16 protein-coding genes are annotated in these 16,980 nt (G+C 61.1%); 13 read left to right on the top strand and 3 right to left on the bottom strand.

Annotated features, from left to right (window positions below; translation table 11 throughout):
* The first annotated feature begins 104 nt into the window (after positions 1–104).
* The 12 genes from QMG79_RS00450 to QMG79_RS00395 all read left to right on the top strand — a co-directional run bounded on the left by QMG79_RS00450 (position 105) and on the right by QMG79_RS00395 (position 13,189).
* On the top strand, positions 105–245 hold the full coding sequence (locus tag QMG79_RS00450; protein ID WP_283536607.1) for a hypothetical protein: 141 nt from the start codon (positions 105–107) through the stop codon (positions 243–245).
* Positions 242–1,402: a N(5)-(carboxyethyl)ornithine synthase gene (locus tag QMG79_RS00445; RefSeq protein WP_283536606.1), complete on the top strand. Its 1,161-nt coding sequence runs from the start codon at positions 242–244 to the stop codon at positions 1,400–1,402. Before QMG79_RS00450 ends, QMG79_RS00445 begins: the two co-directional genes overlap by 4 nt.
* Positions 1,403–1,691: 289 nt before the next feature.
* Positions 1,692–2,330, top strand: coding sequence for an isochorismatase family protein (locus QMG79_RS00440; RefSeq protein ID WP_283536605.1), 639 nt, complete (start codon positions 1,692–1,694; stop codon positions 2,328–2,330).
* A gap of 153 nt (positions 2,331–2,483) precedes the next feature.
* Positions 2,484–2,849 carry a hypothetical protein gene (locus QMG79_RS00435; RefSeq protein ID WP_283536604.1) on the top strand — a complete coding sequence of 122 codons (366 nt, stop codon included), beginning with the start codon at positions 2,484–2,486 and terminating at the stop codon, positions 2,847–2,849.
* A gap of 272 nt (positions 2,850–3,121) precedes the next feature.
* The gene (locus tag QMG79_RS00430; protein ID WP_283536603.1) at positions 3,122–4,192 is read left to right on the top strand and encodes a LacI family DNA-binding transcriptional regulator; all 1,071 of its coding nucleotides are present in this window, start codon (positions 3,122–3,124) and stop codon (positions 4,190–4,192) included.
* A 79-nt stretch (positions 4,193–4,271) separates the two neighbouring features.
* The gene (locus tag QMG79_RS00425) at positions 4,272–5,939 is read left to right on the top strand and encodes an ABC transporter substrate-binding protein (protein ID WP_283536602.1); all 1,668 of its coding nucleotides are present in this window, start codon (positions 4,272–4,274) and stop codon (positions 5,937–5,939) included.
* A 138-nt stretch (positions 5,940–6,077) separates the two neighbouring features.
* Positions 6,078–7,055: an ABC transporter permease gene (locus QMG79_RS00420; RefSeq protein WP_283536601.1), complete on the top strand. Its 978-nt coding sequence runs from the start codon at positions 6,078–6,080 to the stop codon at positions 7,053–7,055.
* 10 nt (positions 7,056–7,065) lie between these two features.
* Complete coding sequence (locus tag QMG79_RS00415; protein WP_283536600.1) at positions 7,066–7,992, top strand: ABC transporter permease; 927 nt, start codon at positions 7,066–7,068, stop codon at positions 7,990–7,992.
* A complete protein-coding gene (locus QMG79_RS00410; RefSeq protein ID WP_283536599.1) occupies positions 7,989–8,951 on the top strand; it encodes an ABC transporter ATP-binding protein in 963 nt (320 codons plus the stop codon). Before QMG79_RS00415 ends, QMG79_RS00410 begins: the two co-directional genes overlap by 4 nt.
* Positions 8,948–10,033, top strand: coding sequence for an ATP-binding cassette domain-containing protein (locus QMG79_RS00405; RefSeq protein WP_283536598.1), 1,086 nt, complete (start codon positions 8,948–8,950; stop codon positions 10,031–10,033). Before QMG79_RS00410 ends, QMG79_RS00405 begins: the two co-directional genes overlap by 4 nt.
* Complete coding sequence (locus tag QMG79_RS00400) at positions 10,030–11,616, top strand: glycoside hydrolase family 32 protein (protein WP_283536597.1); 1,587 nt, start codon at positions 10,030–10,032, stop codon at positions 11,614–11,616. The genes QMG79_RS00405 and QMG79_RS00400 overlap by 4 nt, the downstream gene beginning before the upstream one ends.
* Positions 11,617–11,680: 64 nt before the next feature.
* The gene (locus tag QMG79_RS00395) at positions 11,681–13,189 is read left to right on the top strand and encodes a glycoside hydrolase family 32 protein (RefSeq protein WP_283536596.1); all 1,509 of its coding nucleotides are present in this window, start codon (positions 11,681–11,683) and stop codon (positions 13,187–13,189) included.
* A 147-nt stretch (positions 13,190–13,336) separates the two neighbouring features.
* On the opposite strand, the gene QMG79_RS00390 is transcribed toward QMG79_RS00395, so the two are convergent.
* The gene (locus tag QMG79_RS00390; RefSeq protein ID WP_283536595.1) at positions 13,337–14,278 is read right to left on the bottom strand and encodes an aromatic alcohol reductase; all 942 of its coding nucleotides are present in this window, start codon (positions 14,276–14,278) and stop codon (positions 13,337–13,339) included.
* A gap of 129 nt (positions 14,279–14,407) precedes the next feature.
* Complete coding sequence (locus QMG79_RS00385; RefSeq protein WP_283536594.1) at positions 14,408–14,983, bottom strand: NADPH-dependent F420 reductase; 576 nt, start codon at positions 14,981–14,983, stop codon at positions 14,408–14,410.
* 93 nt (positions 14,984–15,076) lie between these two features.
* Here QMG79_RS00385 and QMG79_RS00380 point away from each other — a divergent pair, with 93 nt between their 5' ends.
* Positions 15,077–15,562, top strand: a complete 486-nt coding sequence (locus QMG79_RS00380) for a MarR family winged helix-turn-helix transcriptional regulator (protein WP_283536593.1) — start codon at positions 15,077–15,079, stop codon at positions 15,560–15,562.
* A gap of 329 nt (positions 15,563–15,891) precedes the next feature.
* Here the strand turns inward: QMG79_RS00380 and QMG79_RS00375 are convergent, their stop codons facing one another.
* The gene (locus QMG79_RS00375) at positions 15,892–16,836 is read right to left on the bottom strand and encodes an oxygenase MpaB family protein (RefSeq protein WP_283536592.1); all 945 of its coding nucleotides are present in this window, start codon (positions 16,834–16,836) and stop codon (positions 15,892–15,894) included.
* Positions 16,837–16,980: the final 144 nt, after the last annotated feature.

The following is a 16,980-nucleotide window of genomic DNA, read 5'->3' as shown; positions in this document are numbered from 1 at the left end:
TGGCCACTGGTTCTCCGCAGCACCGTGCGCTCCACCGGACCGTTAGGTAGCCAGGTGTAGGGTTCGAAGTCAGGGACCCCTTCGGTCCCGCCAGAGGAGCAACCATGGCTGATAAGTCACCGCGTCAAGCAGCATCCAAAAAAGCCGGAAAGTCCATCAAGGAAAAGCGCGCCGACAAGAGGGCCGCGGCTGCGCCGGCTAGCTCCATCGATACCTCCGCTGGCAAGTCTGCCAAGAAAAAATGACTGAACCCGGAAAGCAATTTACCCTGGGGGTCCTGGCAACTACCCGCAAGCCGGACGAATTACGGCTACCGATCCACCCTCGGCACTTTGAGCGGATCGATCCAGAGACCCGCAAAAGCATCATCCTCGAGGAGGGATACGGGCTGAGATTCGGCATGTCCGACGCCGACCTTGCTCCCCTGGTGGGTTCCATCGAACCGCGGGCGGAGGTTCTGGCGCGGGCCGACGTCGTCCTCCTGCCCAAGCCGCAACCTGCTGACCTAGAGGAACTGCGGGACGGACAGATCCTCTGGGGCTGGCCGCACTGCGTCCAGGACCGCGAGATCACCCAGTTGGCCATCGACAAGAAGCTGACCCTCATTGCATTTGAAGCCATGAACCACTGGGCCAGCGACGGCGGTTTCGGCCTCCACGTTTTCCACAAGAACAATGAACTGGCAGGCTACTGCTCAGTGCTTCATGCGCTGGCACTGACCGGGTCCACCGGCGACTACGGCCGCCGGCTCAGCGCCGTGGTGATCGGGTTCGGGGCGACTGCACGAGGTGCAGTCACAGCGCTCAACGCCCAGGGCATCCACGATGTCCAGGTGCTGACCAACCGTGGAGTGGCGGCAGTCGGTGCTCCGATCCACTCGGTGAACATTGTGCAGTTCGACCACGACGCCGAGGCTCCTTTCCAGAGCCAAGTCATCACCGACAAGGGCCGGGTACCGCTGGCGCCTTTCCTTGCGGAGAACGACATTGTGGTCAACTGCACCCTGCAGGATCCGAATAATCCGCTGATTTACCTGCGAACCGAGGACCTTTCCGCTTTCTATCCGAACAGCCTGATTGTCGACGTCTCGTGTGATGACGGCATGGGCTTCAGCTGGGCACACTCCACCACCTTCACCAACCCGATGGTGACCGTGGGAGAGCACACCAACTACTACGCGGTGGACCACAGCCCTTCCTACCTATGGAACTCCGCAACGTGGGAGATCAGCCAGGCGTTGCTGCCGTTCCTCGAGAGTGTCCTCGCCGGGCCGGATGCATGGGCGGAAAACGAGACGGTTGCCCGTGCCATCGAAATCCGGGACGGAGTGATCCGCAACCCGGACGTCCTGGAATTCCAGAAGCGGGACGCGGCATACCCGCACCCGCCGTTGCAGGGGTAACACCACCCCGTGATGACCCTGAACAACCCGTGGAGGGGCGGGCCGACGCAGTTTTCGGAGCCAGTGGCTCTCACTGTCGGTTCGCCCTGGCCATACCTCGGCCGTTGACCGGTTGGGGGTCCCTGGCCTACAGGCAGGGCTGTTCCTTCACGTAACCGGCGACTTGGTGCAGGCCAGGGAACACTTCGGTCCTCCATCTTTTGTGCCACTGGCGTTGCCTGTGCCGCGCGTTGGAAGATTGATCCCAGGAGCCCTTCCGGCTACTACAAACCCAGGAGAGAAGATCACTGTGGCTACACCCAAGCGCGCGCTCGTCATTGTCGATATCCAGCAGCAGTACTTCAGTGGCCCATTGGAGATTCATTTTCCCGCCAAAGAGAAATCTCTCGCGAAGATCACCGAGGTTATTGATGCGGCCACTTCTGCTGGTATTCCAGTCGTGGCGGTTCAGCACACTGCCGGAGAAGGTGCTCCTATTTTTGATCCGAACACACCCGAATTTGCTGTGCACCCAGAGGTGGAGGAACGAACCACTGAGTCCTGGAAGCACCTGACGAAGCAGTACAGCTCCGTCTACGCGGGTACTGACCTCACGGACTGGCTTCGTAGCAAGGACGTAGACACGGTGACCCTCGTCGGATACATGAGCAATAACTGCATCCTTGCCTCAGCTGTTGATGCAGAGTTCCTCGGATTCACCACGGAGGTCATCTCAGATGCGACAGGCGCTATCAACATCGCCAACGACGCAGGATTTGCCGACGCAAAAACCGTCCACCAAACACTGATGACGCTACTGAACTCCAGCTGGGCGAGGGTTTCGGACGCCGATGAATGGGTTAGGGCCCTCACCGCAGGAGCGCCCACCCAGGGCAGTGATCTGGGCAGTTCAGCAATCGCCGGCGCAGACCGCGCACGCCACGCCTGAGGACTCCCGGCAAAACGCCCATGACAGTGATGCGTGAGCCTGCCAAAGCCGAGTCCCATCCCCGCGGGCAACGGCTTCCACAAATACGGTGTAGTCCCTCACCAGGGTCCGTGTGCTCTACGCACCTTGGGCCCATGGGTCTACGTTGGGGCCATGTCCTCCACCAATAGCGACTTCTTTAACAGCCCCTTCACACCAAAAGTGTTTTTTGTCCCCGATGCAGATGATCCTGCCCAGGCCGAATATCTCTACACCTCAACAAATGATTCTTTCTACGACGCGACGATCACCCATCCACGCATCCAACGAATCGACTACACCGCTGGGGAGCAGTGGATACGCAGCGAGGTAGGGGAGGAAGAGGAGCTGAAACGAGGAAAAATCATGGCAATTTTCGGTCCCTCAAAAAAGTACAGAAAGTTCTACATCACGACCCTTACCCGCGGCATGCTGCGAGGGAACCCGATCATGATTGCCGGGAGTTGCGTCCGCCGCGTGTACGCCTTCCTCCCCCACTAGGAACTCCCTGGATGCACACCCCATCCCCCACCGCAGGGATCCACACCGTTCCGTCACAGGCAAGAACGGGACACCAGAGTCCACAGCGGAGCATGCACGGGCGCTCCGGACCAGGACGAGCGCCGACGTAATTACCCGGCTGCATTCACATTCGGAGTGAACCCCAGCACCCCCTTGACAGCGAGAAAGTAACGCGCGTAATGTGACTCACGCGACACAAGTAACGCGGGTTATCCCCACGGTCGTACTAACGACGAACTCCGGAGTATTCAATGGCGAAGACCACCACCACGAACAACGTTGGGTCCACACGCCAGCGGGGTGTCACCATGAGTGACGTCGCCAAGCATGCCGGCGTCTCCCGCACGGCTGTCTCGTTCGTGCTGAGCAACCGTGAAAACGCCAGCATCTCAGAGGAAACGCGCACCCGCATCAACGAGTCCGCGCAAGCACTGAGTTATCGTCCGAACGCGGGAGCCCGCGCGCTGGCTTCCCAACGCAGTGATTGGTACGGACTCGTCACGGAGATCGTGACGGCCCCATTCGCCGTGGACATCATCAAAGGCGCCCAGGATCAGGCCTGGCTTGACCGCAGGTTTCTGCTCATCGCACCCTCCGACCAAGCCGATGCCGTAGGGCCCAACCGGGGTCTGGAAGATGCAGCAACCGAGAAGCTGTTGGAACAACGCGTTGAGGGACTCTTGTACGCGGCAACCTACCACCGCGGCGTCCATGTTCCGAAGAGCGCCCACGAGGTTCCCACTGTCCTGATCAATTGTTTCGATGCGGACGGGAGCCTGCCCTCGATTGTCCCGGACGAGCGCTCGGGCGGCAGGGTGGCCATCAATCGTTTACTCCAGGCTGGCCACAGCAGGATCGGAGTCATCAATTTGGATCCGGACATCCCTGCTGCCGTCGGGCGTTTGGAGGGTGCGCAGGAAGCACTCGCAGCGGCCGGGCTGAAACTGGATCCAGAGTTGGTGGTCTCCGGGCATGCGACGGCGGATGGTGGCTATGAGGCGGCTTGCCACATCCTGGACCGCTATCAGGAGGAACTAAGGCCAACTGCACTGTTCTGCCTCAATGACCGCATGGCGATGGGCGCATACGACGCTATCAAGGAACGGGGACTAACCATCCCCGGAGACATTGCCGTGATCGGCTTCGACAACCAGGAGCTCATTGCCGCCTACCTCAGGCCAAAGCTGACCACTGTTGCATTGCCGTTCGAAAAAATGGGCGCTCTGGGAGTCCAGACGCTCGCCGCTCTTACAGCAGGACAGCCGATCATTGCCGATCAGCAACTGGTCGACTGTCCGCTGCTAGAACGCTCTTCGGTCTGACCGCGAAATCAAGCTTCGAAGAGCTAACCCTTACCCACCCCTTCACCTTGCTGATGAAGATAGGAAAGAGATAACCATCATGACACAACCCCGATTCCTGAGGTCTGCCCGCATCGCCGCGGCTGGACTGGCCGTGAGCGCAATGCTGCTGACCGGCTGCACGGCAACTGTAAATAACTCCGCGGGCACCGACCCTGGGGCGAACGCCTTCCTGACCATTCCGCGTGAGGATATGGGAACGTTCGTGCAGAACTTCAACCCTTTTGCGCCCACCGTGAACCCCATGGTTCAGCAGTCGATCTACGAATCGCTGCTGATCTTCAACCCAGCCAAGGGTGACACCACGCCGTGGCTCGCCACGGAATGGAACGCTGCCGCAGACGGCAAGTCCCTCACCTTCACCCTCCGCGACGGCGTGAAGTGGTCCGATGGTCAGCCGCTGGTGGCCGACGACGTCGCGTACAGCTTCGAGCTGCAAAAGAAACTAAAGGGCGGCTTCGAGTACCTGGACGCAGTGACCGCCGATGGAAACAAGGTCACGTTCAATTTCAACAAGCCATGGTCACCTGCCCTCTACGAGGTCGGACAGCTCAGCATCCTGCCAAAGCACGTCTGGTCGGTGCTAGCCGACCCGGACAAGGACGCCAACGCGAATCCTGTTGGCACCGGCCCGTACACCGAGGTGGACAGCTTCCAGGCCCAGTCCTTCGTGCTGACCAAGAACCCCAACTACTGGCAGCCGGAAAAGCAGAAGATTGCCGGAATCAAGATGCTTGCTTTTGCGGGCAATGACGGCGCCAACCTGGCCGCCGCAAACGGCGACGTTGACTGGGCCCCGCAGTACATCCCAAACATTGAAAAGACCTTCGTTTCCAAGGATCCGGAACACCGCCAGTACTGGTTCCCAGCCACGGGTTCCATGGTCAACTGGCAACTGAACACCACCAAGGCCCCCTTCAACGATGTTGACGTCCGTAAAGCGCTCAGCATGGCGGTGGATCGTGATCAAGTCACGACGATCGGCATGAGCGGCTACGCCAAGCCCGCCGACTGCACAGGTCTCTCCGGCAACTACGAAACGTGGAAGAACAACGAGGTTAGCGACAACTGCACCTGGACCAAGCTGGATGTTCAAAAGGCCAACGACCTTCTGGACAAGGCTGGCTACCCCAAGGGTGCCGATGGCAAGCGCACACTCAAGGACGGCAAGCCATTTGACTTCAAAATCTCCGTAGGCGCGACGTCATCTGACTGGCTGTCCGTGGCCAATGTCATCTCACAGAACCTTGCCGAGGTTGGCGTGACGGCCAAGGTGGATTCGCCGGACTGGGCTGCTGTCGTGGCCGGTTACGAGACCGGCGATTTCGACTCAGGGATCGTCTGGAGTGCCAACGACCCCAACCCGTACAAGTACTTCAACGCCACCATGGGCACCGCCACGGTGAAGCCGGTAGGGACCAAGACCTTCGACAACTACCACCGCTTCGGTGACACCAAGGCCGATGCCTTGCTGGCGGAGTTCGCGGCCGAGGCCGACGAGTCCAAGCAGAAGGACATCGCCAACAAGCTTCAGGAGGAGTACAACGATGTCGCTCCGCTCGTCCCGCTGTTCTCCGGCCCGGAATGGGGCGCTTTCAACGACACCCGCTTCACCGGCTGGCCAACCCAAGACAACCCGTACGCAACCCTCTCGGTCCGCGCACCCACCACTGTCCTGGTTCTGACCACGCTGGAACCGCGCAAGTAGCGACTCCTGGTGGACTGGTCGCCGGCTTCCCGGCGACCAGTCCTACATTGCACAACCGCCGGTGCCTCGCCGCATCGGGGAACCATCCAGCCGGGCGTGCCCCCACATCTTCCACAATTCCCGAAATGGAGGGAACCCGTGCACTTCATCCTTCGCCGCTTGGGCTTCTACCTGATTGCCTTCCTGGCATCCATCACCCTGAACTTCATGCTCCCTCGCTTCATGCCAGGGGACCCCGTTTCCCGCATGTTTGCCCGCTCCCAGGACAGAATGCAGCCCGAGCAAATCGAGGCGCTCCGCAAGCTGCTCGGCGTGGACGATCGACCCCTGTGGGAGCAATACCTCGGCTACCTCCACAATGTCGTCACGGGGCAAATGGGCATTTCGATCTCCCGTTTCCCCACGCCGGTCACCGAGGTCATCTCGTCCCAGATCGGTTGGACCCTCCTGCTGGGCGGGACCGCGCTGGTGATTGCCGCCGTCGTGGGTAACCTTCTTGGCGTCCTAGCTGCATGGCGGCGGGGCGGCGTCATCGATTCGGCACTGCCGCCGGTGCTGGTATTCATCGGCTCGTTCCCCTATTTCTGGCTTGCAATGGGTGCGCTGTACCTCTTTGGCGTGGTCCTGGGCTGGTTCCCGATCCGCCACGCGTTCACCGCTGGTTTGGAGCCCGCGTTTACCTGGGAGTTCATCGGTGATGTCGGCGCTCACCTTGTACTTCCAGCCTTGACCATTGTGCTGGTGTCCGTTGGCGGCTGGATGTTGGGCATGCGAAACACAATGATCGCCACCAACTCGGAGGATTACATCACCATGGCTGAGGCCAAGGGTCTGCGGTCCCGCCGCATCATGCTCCGCTATGCGGCACGGAACGCCATGCTCCCGTCGGTCACGAGCTTCGGCATGGGGCTGGGCTTCGTGGTGGGCGGTGCACTGCTCACCGAGGTGGTGTTCGCGTATCCCGGCGTGGGCTACCAGCTCCTCAACGCCGTCCAAGGCCTCGACTACCCGCTTATGCAGGGCCTGTTCTTGACCATCACCGCCGCCGTACTGCTGGCGAACTTCCTGGTGGACATCCTGTACGTCCGCCTCGACCCGCGCGTGCGCAGCAACTGAGGGACACACCATGACAACAGCAATCCTGAAGCAGCCCGCGCAACCGGCAACTACCCGCAAGCCCAACCGCAGTTTCGTCCACGGACTTATCACCAATAAAAAGGCCCTGCTGGGCATGATCGTGATGCTCGTCTTCATTGCGCTCGCCCTGCTAGCCCCCCTACTTTTTCCCGGAGACCCCTCGCGAATCACCGCGATGGCCTCGCTGGAACCGTCTCCCGACCATTGGCTCGGCACCACGGCCAAAGGCCAAGACGTCCTGGCCCTCACTGTTCACGGCTCCCGCAGTTCACTGTTCGTCGGGTTGACGGTGGGCTTCGCATCCACCTTCATCGGCATTTTGGTGGGCCTAGCATCGGCGTACTTTGGCAAGTTCATTGACGAAGCACTGTCCCTGGTAACCAACGTCTTCCTGCTCCTGCCCGGACTGCCGCTGCTTGTCATCCTGGCTGCTTTTCTGCCGCCGGGCCTGGGTACCGTGATCCTAGTCCTCGTGGTCACCGGCTGGGCTGGGTCAGCGCGCGTATTGCGCTCCCAGGCGCTGTCCATCCGCTCCAAGGACTTCGTGGCCGCTGCCGTGGTGTCCGGGGAACGGGCGGGCCGAATCATGTTCCGCGAGATCCTGCCGAACATGGCCTCGATCGTCATGGGTACCCTGCTGGCCTGCGTGATCTACGGCATTGGCGCCCAGGCCGGCCTGGAGTTCCTCGGCCTGGGTGACGTCAGCACCGTCTCCTGGGGCAACAACCTTTTCTGGGCCGGCAACGAGGGAGCCCTGCTGACCGGCAGCTGGTGGGTGTTTGTCCCCTCGGGTGTCTGCATCGCGTTGGTAGCCTTCGCGCTGGCGCTGATCAACTACGCCGTGGACGAGGTCACCAATCCTCGGCTGCGGAAAATCAAAACCCCGAAAATTACCGAAAGGAGCGCCGCCAAGTGACAGTCTCCCAAGTTTCTTTTGGCTCCCACGAGCCCATCCTGGAGGTCAAGAACCTCACCGTCAGATACATCGGCGATACCCGCTCCACCACCGCCGTCGACCGTGTCTCTTTCAGCATCGGCACCGGCGAGGTGTTCGGGCTGGCAGGCGAGTCCGGCTGTGGGAAGTCCACCATCGCCAACTCGATCATGCGGCTCCTCAAGGATCCCGCGACGATCGCCGGTGGCACCATCTCCTTCGGTGGCAAGGACGTCCTGGCCATGAGCCCGGAGGAACTGCGGCGATTCCGCTGGCAGGACGTCGCCATGGTATTCCAATCGGCCATGAACTCGCTCAACCCAGTGCTGACCATCGGCGAGCAGATCGTAGACATTTTCACCACTCATGCAGGCTACTCCCGCAGGGAATCGTTGCGACGTGCCGGTGAGTTGCTTGAACTGGTGAGGATGGACCCTGCACGCTTGAAGTCCTACCCACACCAGCTCTCTGGTGGCATGCGGCAGCGTGCCGTCATCGCCATGGCCGTGGCGCTCAAGCCGTCCCTCCTGATCCTTGACGAACCGACCACCGCGCTGGATGTGGTGGTGCAGCAAGAGATCATGGCCCAGATCAAGGACCTTCAGCGCGAGCTGGGGTTCTCCGTTCTCTTCATCACCCACGACATGTCACTTATGGTGGAGCTCTCGCACCGTATTGCCGTCATGTACGGCGGCAGGATAGTAGAGACCGCCAAGGCCCAGGACGTCTACGCCAACCCCCGCCACCCCTATACGCGGGCGCTGATGGGCGCGTTCCCGCCGCTGTCCGGCCCGCGGGTTCCCCTGACTGGGCTGCCCGACGGCGTGAAGTTCCGCAACATCGCGGACCTCAGCGAGGTGGCACCCGGCCATTTTGTGGCTCCAGTTGATGCAAGCGCGCCCATGAATGACTCCGTAAACCTGGAAGGAGCCGCACGATGAGTCACTCATCAACGTCCCCGCTGGCTGGGCCCACCACCAGCACCCCCGCACTCCAAATTCGTGGCCTGGGTAAATCGTTCCCTCTTGGAGGGCTGTTCTCCCGCGCATCGTTGCGAGCCCTGCACGGGGTCGATCTGACTCTAGGCCGTGGCGAAATCGTGGCGCTCGTCGGGGAGTCCGGTTCCGGCAAAAGCACCCTCGCCCGCTGTGTTGCCCGGCTCGAAAAGCCGAGCTCCGGTGCAATTCTCATTGACGGCGTCGACATCCTCAAACGCGATCGTTTCCAAGCGTCCCGTGCGTTCCGATCCCAGCTGCAGATGGTCTTCCAGGACCCCTTTGGTTCACTGAACCCAGCCCACAGGATCGAGCACTTCCTGCGGCGTTCATTGGCGATACACGGCAAGGGCGGCAGTTCCGAGCAGGAGATTCAGCGGCGTCTCGAAGAGCTCATGGTCACCGTGGGTCTACAGGCGGACATGCTGAACTCCTATCCACACGAGCTCTCCGGAGGTCAGCGCCAACGCGTTGCAATTGCCCGGGCCCTGGCCGTTGAACCACAGATAATCCTGGCCGACGAGCCCACCTCCATGCTGGATGTTTCCGTCCGGATCGGCGTGCTGAACCTGATGCGCAAGCTCCGCGATGACCAAGGCATCTCCATGCTCTACATCACTCATGACCTTGCGTCCGCCCGCTACCTGGCGGACCGGACGGCAGTGATGTTCGCCGGTGAACTTGTTGAGGAAGGCGAGTCCCTGGATCTGCTGGCAAACCCTGCGCACCCGTATACGCAGCTTCTGGTTTCAGCCGTCCCGGATCCCTCCCGGGCAGGCTCGTACGACCCCGTCCGTCGGGCCGAACTGCGGCAAGCGGTGATGGCTTCGACGAACTGCGCATTCGACGGCGACCCGAACCAACCCTGTTCGGCCGAAGAACCAGTGCGCCATCAGGTTGGTGACCCCAAAAACAGCCACTGGGTGCGCTGCCACCTCTACCAGCCCTGGGCCGGCGCCGACGGCCATGCCCTGGCGAGTGAACCAACGCTGGCCACCGAACGAACTCACATGAAGGCTTCCGCATGACTGAACAAGCTCACCCGCTCGCCACCATTCCTCAGGATGAGCTGGTTGCCCGCGCGGAGGCCGATTCCCTCCGGCCACGCTTCCACTTCGTCTCACCAGCAGGTTGGCTTAACGATCCCAACGGCGTCAGCCAGTGGAACGGCATTTATCACCTCTTCTACCAGTACAACCCGGAGGGCGCCTTCCACCACCGCATCCAGTGGGGGCACGCCACCAGCACCGATCTCGTCACGTGGACCGACCAGCCCATTGCCCTGGAACCGTCCGCAGGACCTGACGCCGAGGGTTGCTGGTCAGGGGTCTTGGTAAACGACGGCGGAACGCCCACCCTGGTGTATTCGGGGAGGTTCGAAGGCAAAGAGCTGCCCTGCGTGGCCGTAGGGTCGCCGGACCTTCTGAGCTGGACCAAAGTTTCCGAAAATCCGGTGATCTCAGCACCTCCAGCTGGGGTAGACACCACGGCCTACCGCGATCACTGTGTATGGCGTGAAGGAACGAAGTGGCGGCAGTTGGTGGGCTCAGGTATTCGTCAGCGCGGCGGCACGGCGTTTCTGTACGAGTCCCCGGATCTACGCTCGTGGGACTACCTCGGGCCGCTGTTCATCGGCGATGCCTCGCATGGCGATCCTGCAGATAATGACTGGACCGGGACCATGTGGGAATGCGTCGACCTGTTCCGGGCGGGGCAAGGCTCGCTGGGGTCTGCACCCTCTGATTCCTCTCCAGATGTGCTGGTCTTCTCCGCCTGGGACGACGGCGATACCCGCCACCCGCTGTACTGGACCGGCCGGTACGCCGGGGATACGTTTGAGCCCACGGCACTCCACCGGCTTGACTACGGAGGCCGGTTCTTCTATGCCCCGCAATCGTTCCAGGATGAGTCCGGCCGACGTGTCATGTTCGGCTGGATGCAGGAAGGACGAAGCGATGCAGCAATGGTCGAAGCTGGCTGGTCAGGTGTCATGAGCCTGCCCCGAACCGTCACGGTAGCGGATGACGGTACTCTCCGGTTCGCGCCCGTACCGGAAATCGAAAAGCTCCGGCGGGACCATGCCAGCCTGCCAGGACAGATCGTGGCTGACGCTTCCATACCCCTGGACATCGGCTTGTCCGGCACCGAGCTGGATCTTGAACTGGAGCTGCAACTCGCTCCGGGTGCGCGGCTACGGCTTGGCGTACTGGGCTCAACCGATAGGGGCGCCTTTGACATCCCCCACGAGGAAACGACAATCGAGCTGGTCAGGGCGCTTCAGGGCGACAACAATGGCACACTCCGCTTGGACCGCACCCGAAGCAGCCTCGATCCAACGGTTGATGTGGAAGACAAATCCGGACCAGTCCCCATGCCCGAAGGGCGAGTGCACCTGCGCGTCATTCTGGACCGATCCGCCATCGAAATTTTTGCCAATGGAATCCCACTCACGGCCCGCGCCTATCCCACACTCGGTGGCGGAAACATCAGCCTTTCTGCTGAGGGCACGGCGGAAATACTCTCCCTCGAGGCATGGACCATGGCCGAAATTTTCGCGGATACCAGGTGCCTTTTCCCGCCCATGCCGGGTAGTCCTACCCAGGTTGGCTAAGAGCGTGTCGGAAAAGACGCCTGCACCCGCACCTCACGGCTCACGTTCAAAGGAATCCCACCGGATGCGCCCGACCTATCACTTCAGCGTTCCCGACAACTGGAAGAACGACCCTCAGCGTCCTATCTACATCGACGGGGAATACCACTACTACTACCTGTACAACGCTGACTACTTGCAGGGCGGCGGTGGCACGTCATGGCGCCGTGCCACAACCACAGATCACGTTGCATTCACTGACAACGGCGTCGCAATCCCAAAGTTCAGCAATGACAATGGCGACTGCTGGTCAGGAAGCCTTGTCATCGATGAACGAAACACGGCTGGCTACGGTAAAAATGCCGTGATAGCACTTGTTACACAGGCGCCGCAGGGCCGTCAGGCCCAGTACCTTTGGTACTCGACGGACCGCGGGCGCACGTTCCAACCCGGCGGCACAGCCCCAGTACTACAAAACCCCGGTGTGCAGGACTTCCGCGACCCGAAGGTAATCTGGGACGCCGAGCGGGAACAGTGGTTCATGCTCAACGCCGAGGGGCAAAGGCTTGGCTTCTACACATCTCCCAATCTGCGCTCCTGGCAGTGCGTCGGCGAATTCATCCGCACTGACCTAGGGGTGCTCGAGTGCCCAGATCTTTTCCGTATGACCGCCGACGACGGCACGTCCCACTGGATTCTTGGCACCAGCGCCAACGGCAAAGGCCGCGGCTTGCCAGCGACCTATGCGTACTGGACAGGGGTCTTCAACGGAACCGCCTTTACTCCGGACCAGGCCGAACCGGAATGGCTGGATTACGGCTATGACTTCTACGGAGCAGTGACTTACCCCCATCACGACGCCTCCGGCAAAGAGGACGACACCTTGCGCAGGGTACTCGGATGGGCGAACTTCTGGGATTACCCCCACAACACTCCGACCCTGGCGACCGACGCTTACAACGGCGACGACATGGTGGTGCGCGACATCCGCCTCAGGAAGGGAAGTGGAGGCTACTATCTCGCCTCGACCCCCACAGCCGGCCTGGACAGCTACGTCAAGCGCAGGCACCGCTTTGGTGACGTCACTGTAGCGGGTACGCATGACCTCGATATCCGTTCACTGGCCTACGATCTGACGTGTGAGCTGGAATGGGACCCAGCCACCCCACCGTCCAACATCGGTCTCGAAATCTGTCGTGCAGCTGGCGGGGGCCGGCACGTTACCGCTGGCGCATTCCTCCGCGGACCTTTTGCCTACCTCAACCGGCGACCCACCATCAACCCCACCGGTGGTGAAAGCCAGACCCCCATCGACCCCTCGGCAGGGCGCCTTGCGCTTCGTATTCTCGTCGATCGCACAAGCGTCGAAATGTTCCTGGGGGACGGACGAACCGTGCACTCCCACCGCGTTTTCCCCCTCGAAGGGGACAACGGCATCCGTCTCTACGCGAGCGAAGGGACCGCAACCTTCCGCAATCTCACCATCAACGACATCAAAGCAGTCACCGGGACGGCACCTGCGACAACGATGATGGCCACGGATGACCATTCGGAGCGCGGCATGGCCGCAGGAACCAGCCGTGCATCCGGCTGAAATGGCCCAGCCCCTCATGCAAGCCCTCGGCATCGGGCCTGGTTGACCTGTTTCCACCGTCCCAGGTAACCCGGTGCGACGCAACGTCTGCGGGCGCCCAGATCCGGAGGTCGCCGGGAGTGTACGCCGGTGCTGGTGAATGCTTTCCTATGCCCTGAGGTTGCTGCCAATCCATTCGCGGGCATTAGTGACCGAGATTGCCCGACGCGCATTAAACGTCTGGCTCTTGTCCCAAGCCACTCCCCTACCTTGCGCGAAAACAGCACGATACTTCTTCGTCATGTTCTCCGGATCCTTCGCAAGATCGTCCAGGAGAAACGGAATACTCCACACTGCGCGCCGGAACGGACGCTGCAGGACATCCTCCAACGTATCCGCCAACTCGCCGTAGGTAACAGTGTCACCGGCGAGGTACACGATCTCGTTACGAATGCGGGGCTCGTCAAACAGAATCTCAGCCGTCAGGACCCCGATGTCCTCAGGAGTAGTCACGGTGACTGCTGTATCGAGGCTGCCAAGTGCATTGACAGTATCGTTTTTAGGGTCAACCATCCCCACTTCAGGGTCGAAGAGATAGTTCATGAACATGCCGGTGGAGATAATGACCCATTCGACCTCATCCTGAGCCCTGAGTAACTCACGCACATCCAGCTGCGCATCGAAGATATCCTGCGGGCTTCCCCGCCCAATGACCTCGAAGTCAACGCCGAACTGCCACGGGAAATAGCGCCTGAGTTTCGCCTGTAGCGCTGCTTGAGCAACCTTCATGGGCGTCTCCACGCCAGCGGCTATACCGGCGCAACCGATCACCGTGTCAAAACCAGAGAACACTGACGCGAGCTCGTCAATGGAGTTCCCCACCAGGTCACCTTCAACAACAGCTATTCCGAGACTGCGGATCTCGGCAATATCACGTTGCTTCTGGGGCGCATCAGAAGTGATGGCGCTCCCCCGCAACATCACACTGACGGTTGAACCCTCCACGTCACGGGCCCGGCTCGCAACATTACGCAGCACGGGCATGCCGAGCTCACCGGCCCCAATCACCAAGATCGATCGAGACGTTGGAATGGTACTTTCGTTCGTCATTAGCAGCTTTCCTCACTTGACCTGTCCGCCCCGGACTGCTGCGCCCCACGGGGTGCAGCAAATCCGGTGCTCACCAGATCGGCTATAAAATTCACATCAAAAAAGTCACAAGACCCAGATAAAATCCATTTAGTGGATGGTTCCGAAGCCGCCCGTCCAGGAGATTTTCTCCCCTGCCGCGAGAGTGAGCTGGAGGAAACCGATAGCTTCGAGTTCATGGGCGCGAGCCAAGGACCCGGCGTCAAGTGCGTTGATGCCAGCAGCTTCAATCGATGCTGCGAGAGAGGCTTTGGCCTCGGAGTTGTCCCCTGCTATCAGGACCGTTGTTCGCAGTGCGCCGATGCTTTTTGCTGTCAGGGTACCGGCGAACGTGGTGTTGAAGGCCTTGAGTACGTGGGAGTGGGGAAGCTTCGCGGCAATGATCTCCGCCGCTGAACTTCCCGCAGGCACCGTCAGTGAATCGAACGTCTCGAAGTCCAGAGGATTTGTAATATCAATGACCGTTTTACCCGCCAGCTGTTCTGCGTACTGGCCCAGAACTCCTTCCACCGCCGTGTAAGGGACCGCAAGGACGACGACGGCGCCAGTAACCGTCTCCGGCGTCTCGGACCGATTGATGGACTGGACCGTAGCGCCGGCGGCAGTGAAGATATCACCGATCGCGGTGGCCATATTGCCGGTTCCAATAATACTGACTGAACTCATGGCAGCCTTCTTTCGCATCGCTTGATTACTTGTATGTATAACTAAAATAGTGCAAATAAGTTGTAGGCGCAACTATTTTGATAGGCTGGTCCCATGACTGATGATCAGTGGCTCACCGGTGAACAACTCAATGCCTGGGTTCGTTTCGCAGCTATTCTCCAGCTCTTCCCGGCCGTGCTGGATGCTCAACTCCAGCGCGAGTCTGACCTGACCCATTTTGAATACTTCACGCTCGCGATGCTCTCCGAGGCGCCGGAGCAGACGTTGCGGATGTCAGTCCTGGCAGGGCGGACGAATGCGACACTTCCTCGGCTTTCTCGTGTCATTTCACATTTGGAGGCTCGCGGCTTTGTCCGTCGCGCACCCTGCCGCCTAGACCGCAGGGCAACGGATGCGACACTGACAGAGGCCGGGTGGGAAAAGGTGGTGGCAACAGCACCGGGACATGTCGATCTGGTGAAGACCGTTTTGATCGAGACCCTTACTGCAAAAGAACTTGGCGATCTCTCGGCTATCTCCGCGAAACTACTGAAAAAACTCGATCCAGAAAGCAGAATGGCTGCAACAGCAATAATCTGACGCGTTCAGCGGAGAACGGGGGTATTTTGTGGTGTTGGAGTTGGCCTAGCCCGGGCGCCTGACGGGCGGCGGCTGATCATCGCTGGCGCTGTGGTCCTCATTGTCGGCGTGGCTTTACGCGCTGTAGGCGACATTATCGTCTTGTCCGTCATGGCCAAAGAGCCCACAAGTGACCAACGCGCCGCTGAGCGCAGCGAAAAAGAGCCAGTACCCTGTGGGGGTCAGCTCTCCTGGTTTCCCTCAGCAAAAGGAAATCTCTTCCCGGGCCCTAGCACTTCCGCCCGGCTAGTCTGCGCCTCAGTGGCTCAGTGGCTCAGTGGCTCAGTGGCTCAGTCGAGCCAGTCCGGGCGGCCGGCGAGGCCAACCCGGTAGCGCGCAGCGTCCTCGGAAGGGCTATATGGCCCGAGGGCCAGCTGGAAGGCACGGAGCTGCAAGCGGGTGCGCTGTAAGCGGAGACGGGCCGCGGCCGAGCGATCGCCGCGGCCGGGCACCCCGGCGAAGGGGGCCACAGACGGGGAGAGCACCAGCGCCCCGGCGCCGGCGAGGCCGTTGTAAAAGATCTTCTCAGCCCGGTTCAACCCATCCGGGGCGGCGAGGAAGGTGAGGAGCTCGGCGGGGACGGGTTCGAGGGTGGGCTCCAGAGCGCGCAGGGCCTCGGCGAGCTCCCGGCGGTTGGTCGGGAGGTCCTCGGCCCCGAGGGCCCGGGCGCTGCGGGACCAGTCTGCAACGTAAGTGTCAGCCCAATTGCGGCCGAATTGCGGAACCAAGTCGTGGCCGACGGCCTCGTGTGCCCCGAGGAAGGCATCAGTGAAAGCCAGGTGCACCCAGCGAAGCAGTGCGGGGTCGGAGGCGGCGTAGGCGCGACCGTCGTCGGTGGTACCGCGGACCCGCCCGTGCATGCCGCGGACCCGTGCCGAATCCCGCTCGGCAAGCTCCGCGGAGCCGAAGGTGCTCACGGTGAGCCAGCGCGCGGTCCCGGCGAGACGGGCCCAGGGGTCGCTGCGGTAGGAAGAGTGCCGCGAGACCCCTGCCATCGCGAGTGGGTGAGCGCCCTGCCCAAGGAGGGCAGCAACCCCGCCAACGAGCGTGGACAGGTCGCCGTGGACCCGCCAGACAACGCCGTCGGGCTCGAACCAGCCCGGCCCCTCCCCAACCTGAGCAATGTCGCGCACCCAATCCGGCGCCCCGGTAGGGTCGCCGGAAACTCGGGCGCGGAAAGCACGGCGGACGCGGAGGGCTAGGTCTGCAGGGCGCGGTATCGAACGATCAGCCATGATGCTCCAACAGTAGGTCGAGTATGACGGACACCCCAAACAGGAATCTACTACAAAGCGTAGAACACGGCGGTCGACGCGGGGACTCAACGACCGGACAGGCGCCCGCAAATCGACCAGCACGTAACGAGGTGGCCGAGTCAT

The organism is Pseudarthrobacter sp. PS3-L1 (assembly GCF_030063285.1).
Lineage (GTDB): Bacteria > Actinomycetota > Actinomycetes > Actinomycetales > Micrococcaceae > Arthrobacter.
Note: the sequence above shows the minus strand (reverse complement) of the source record. Positions and strands in the feature narration are given on the sequence as shown.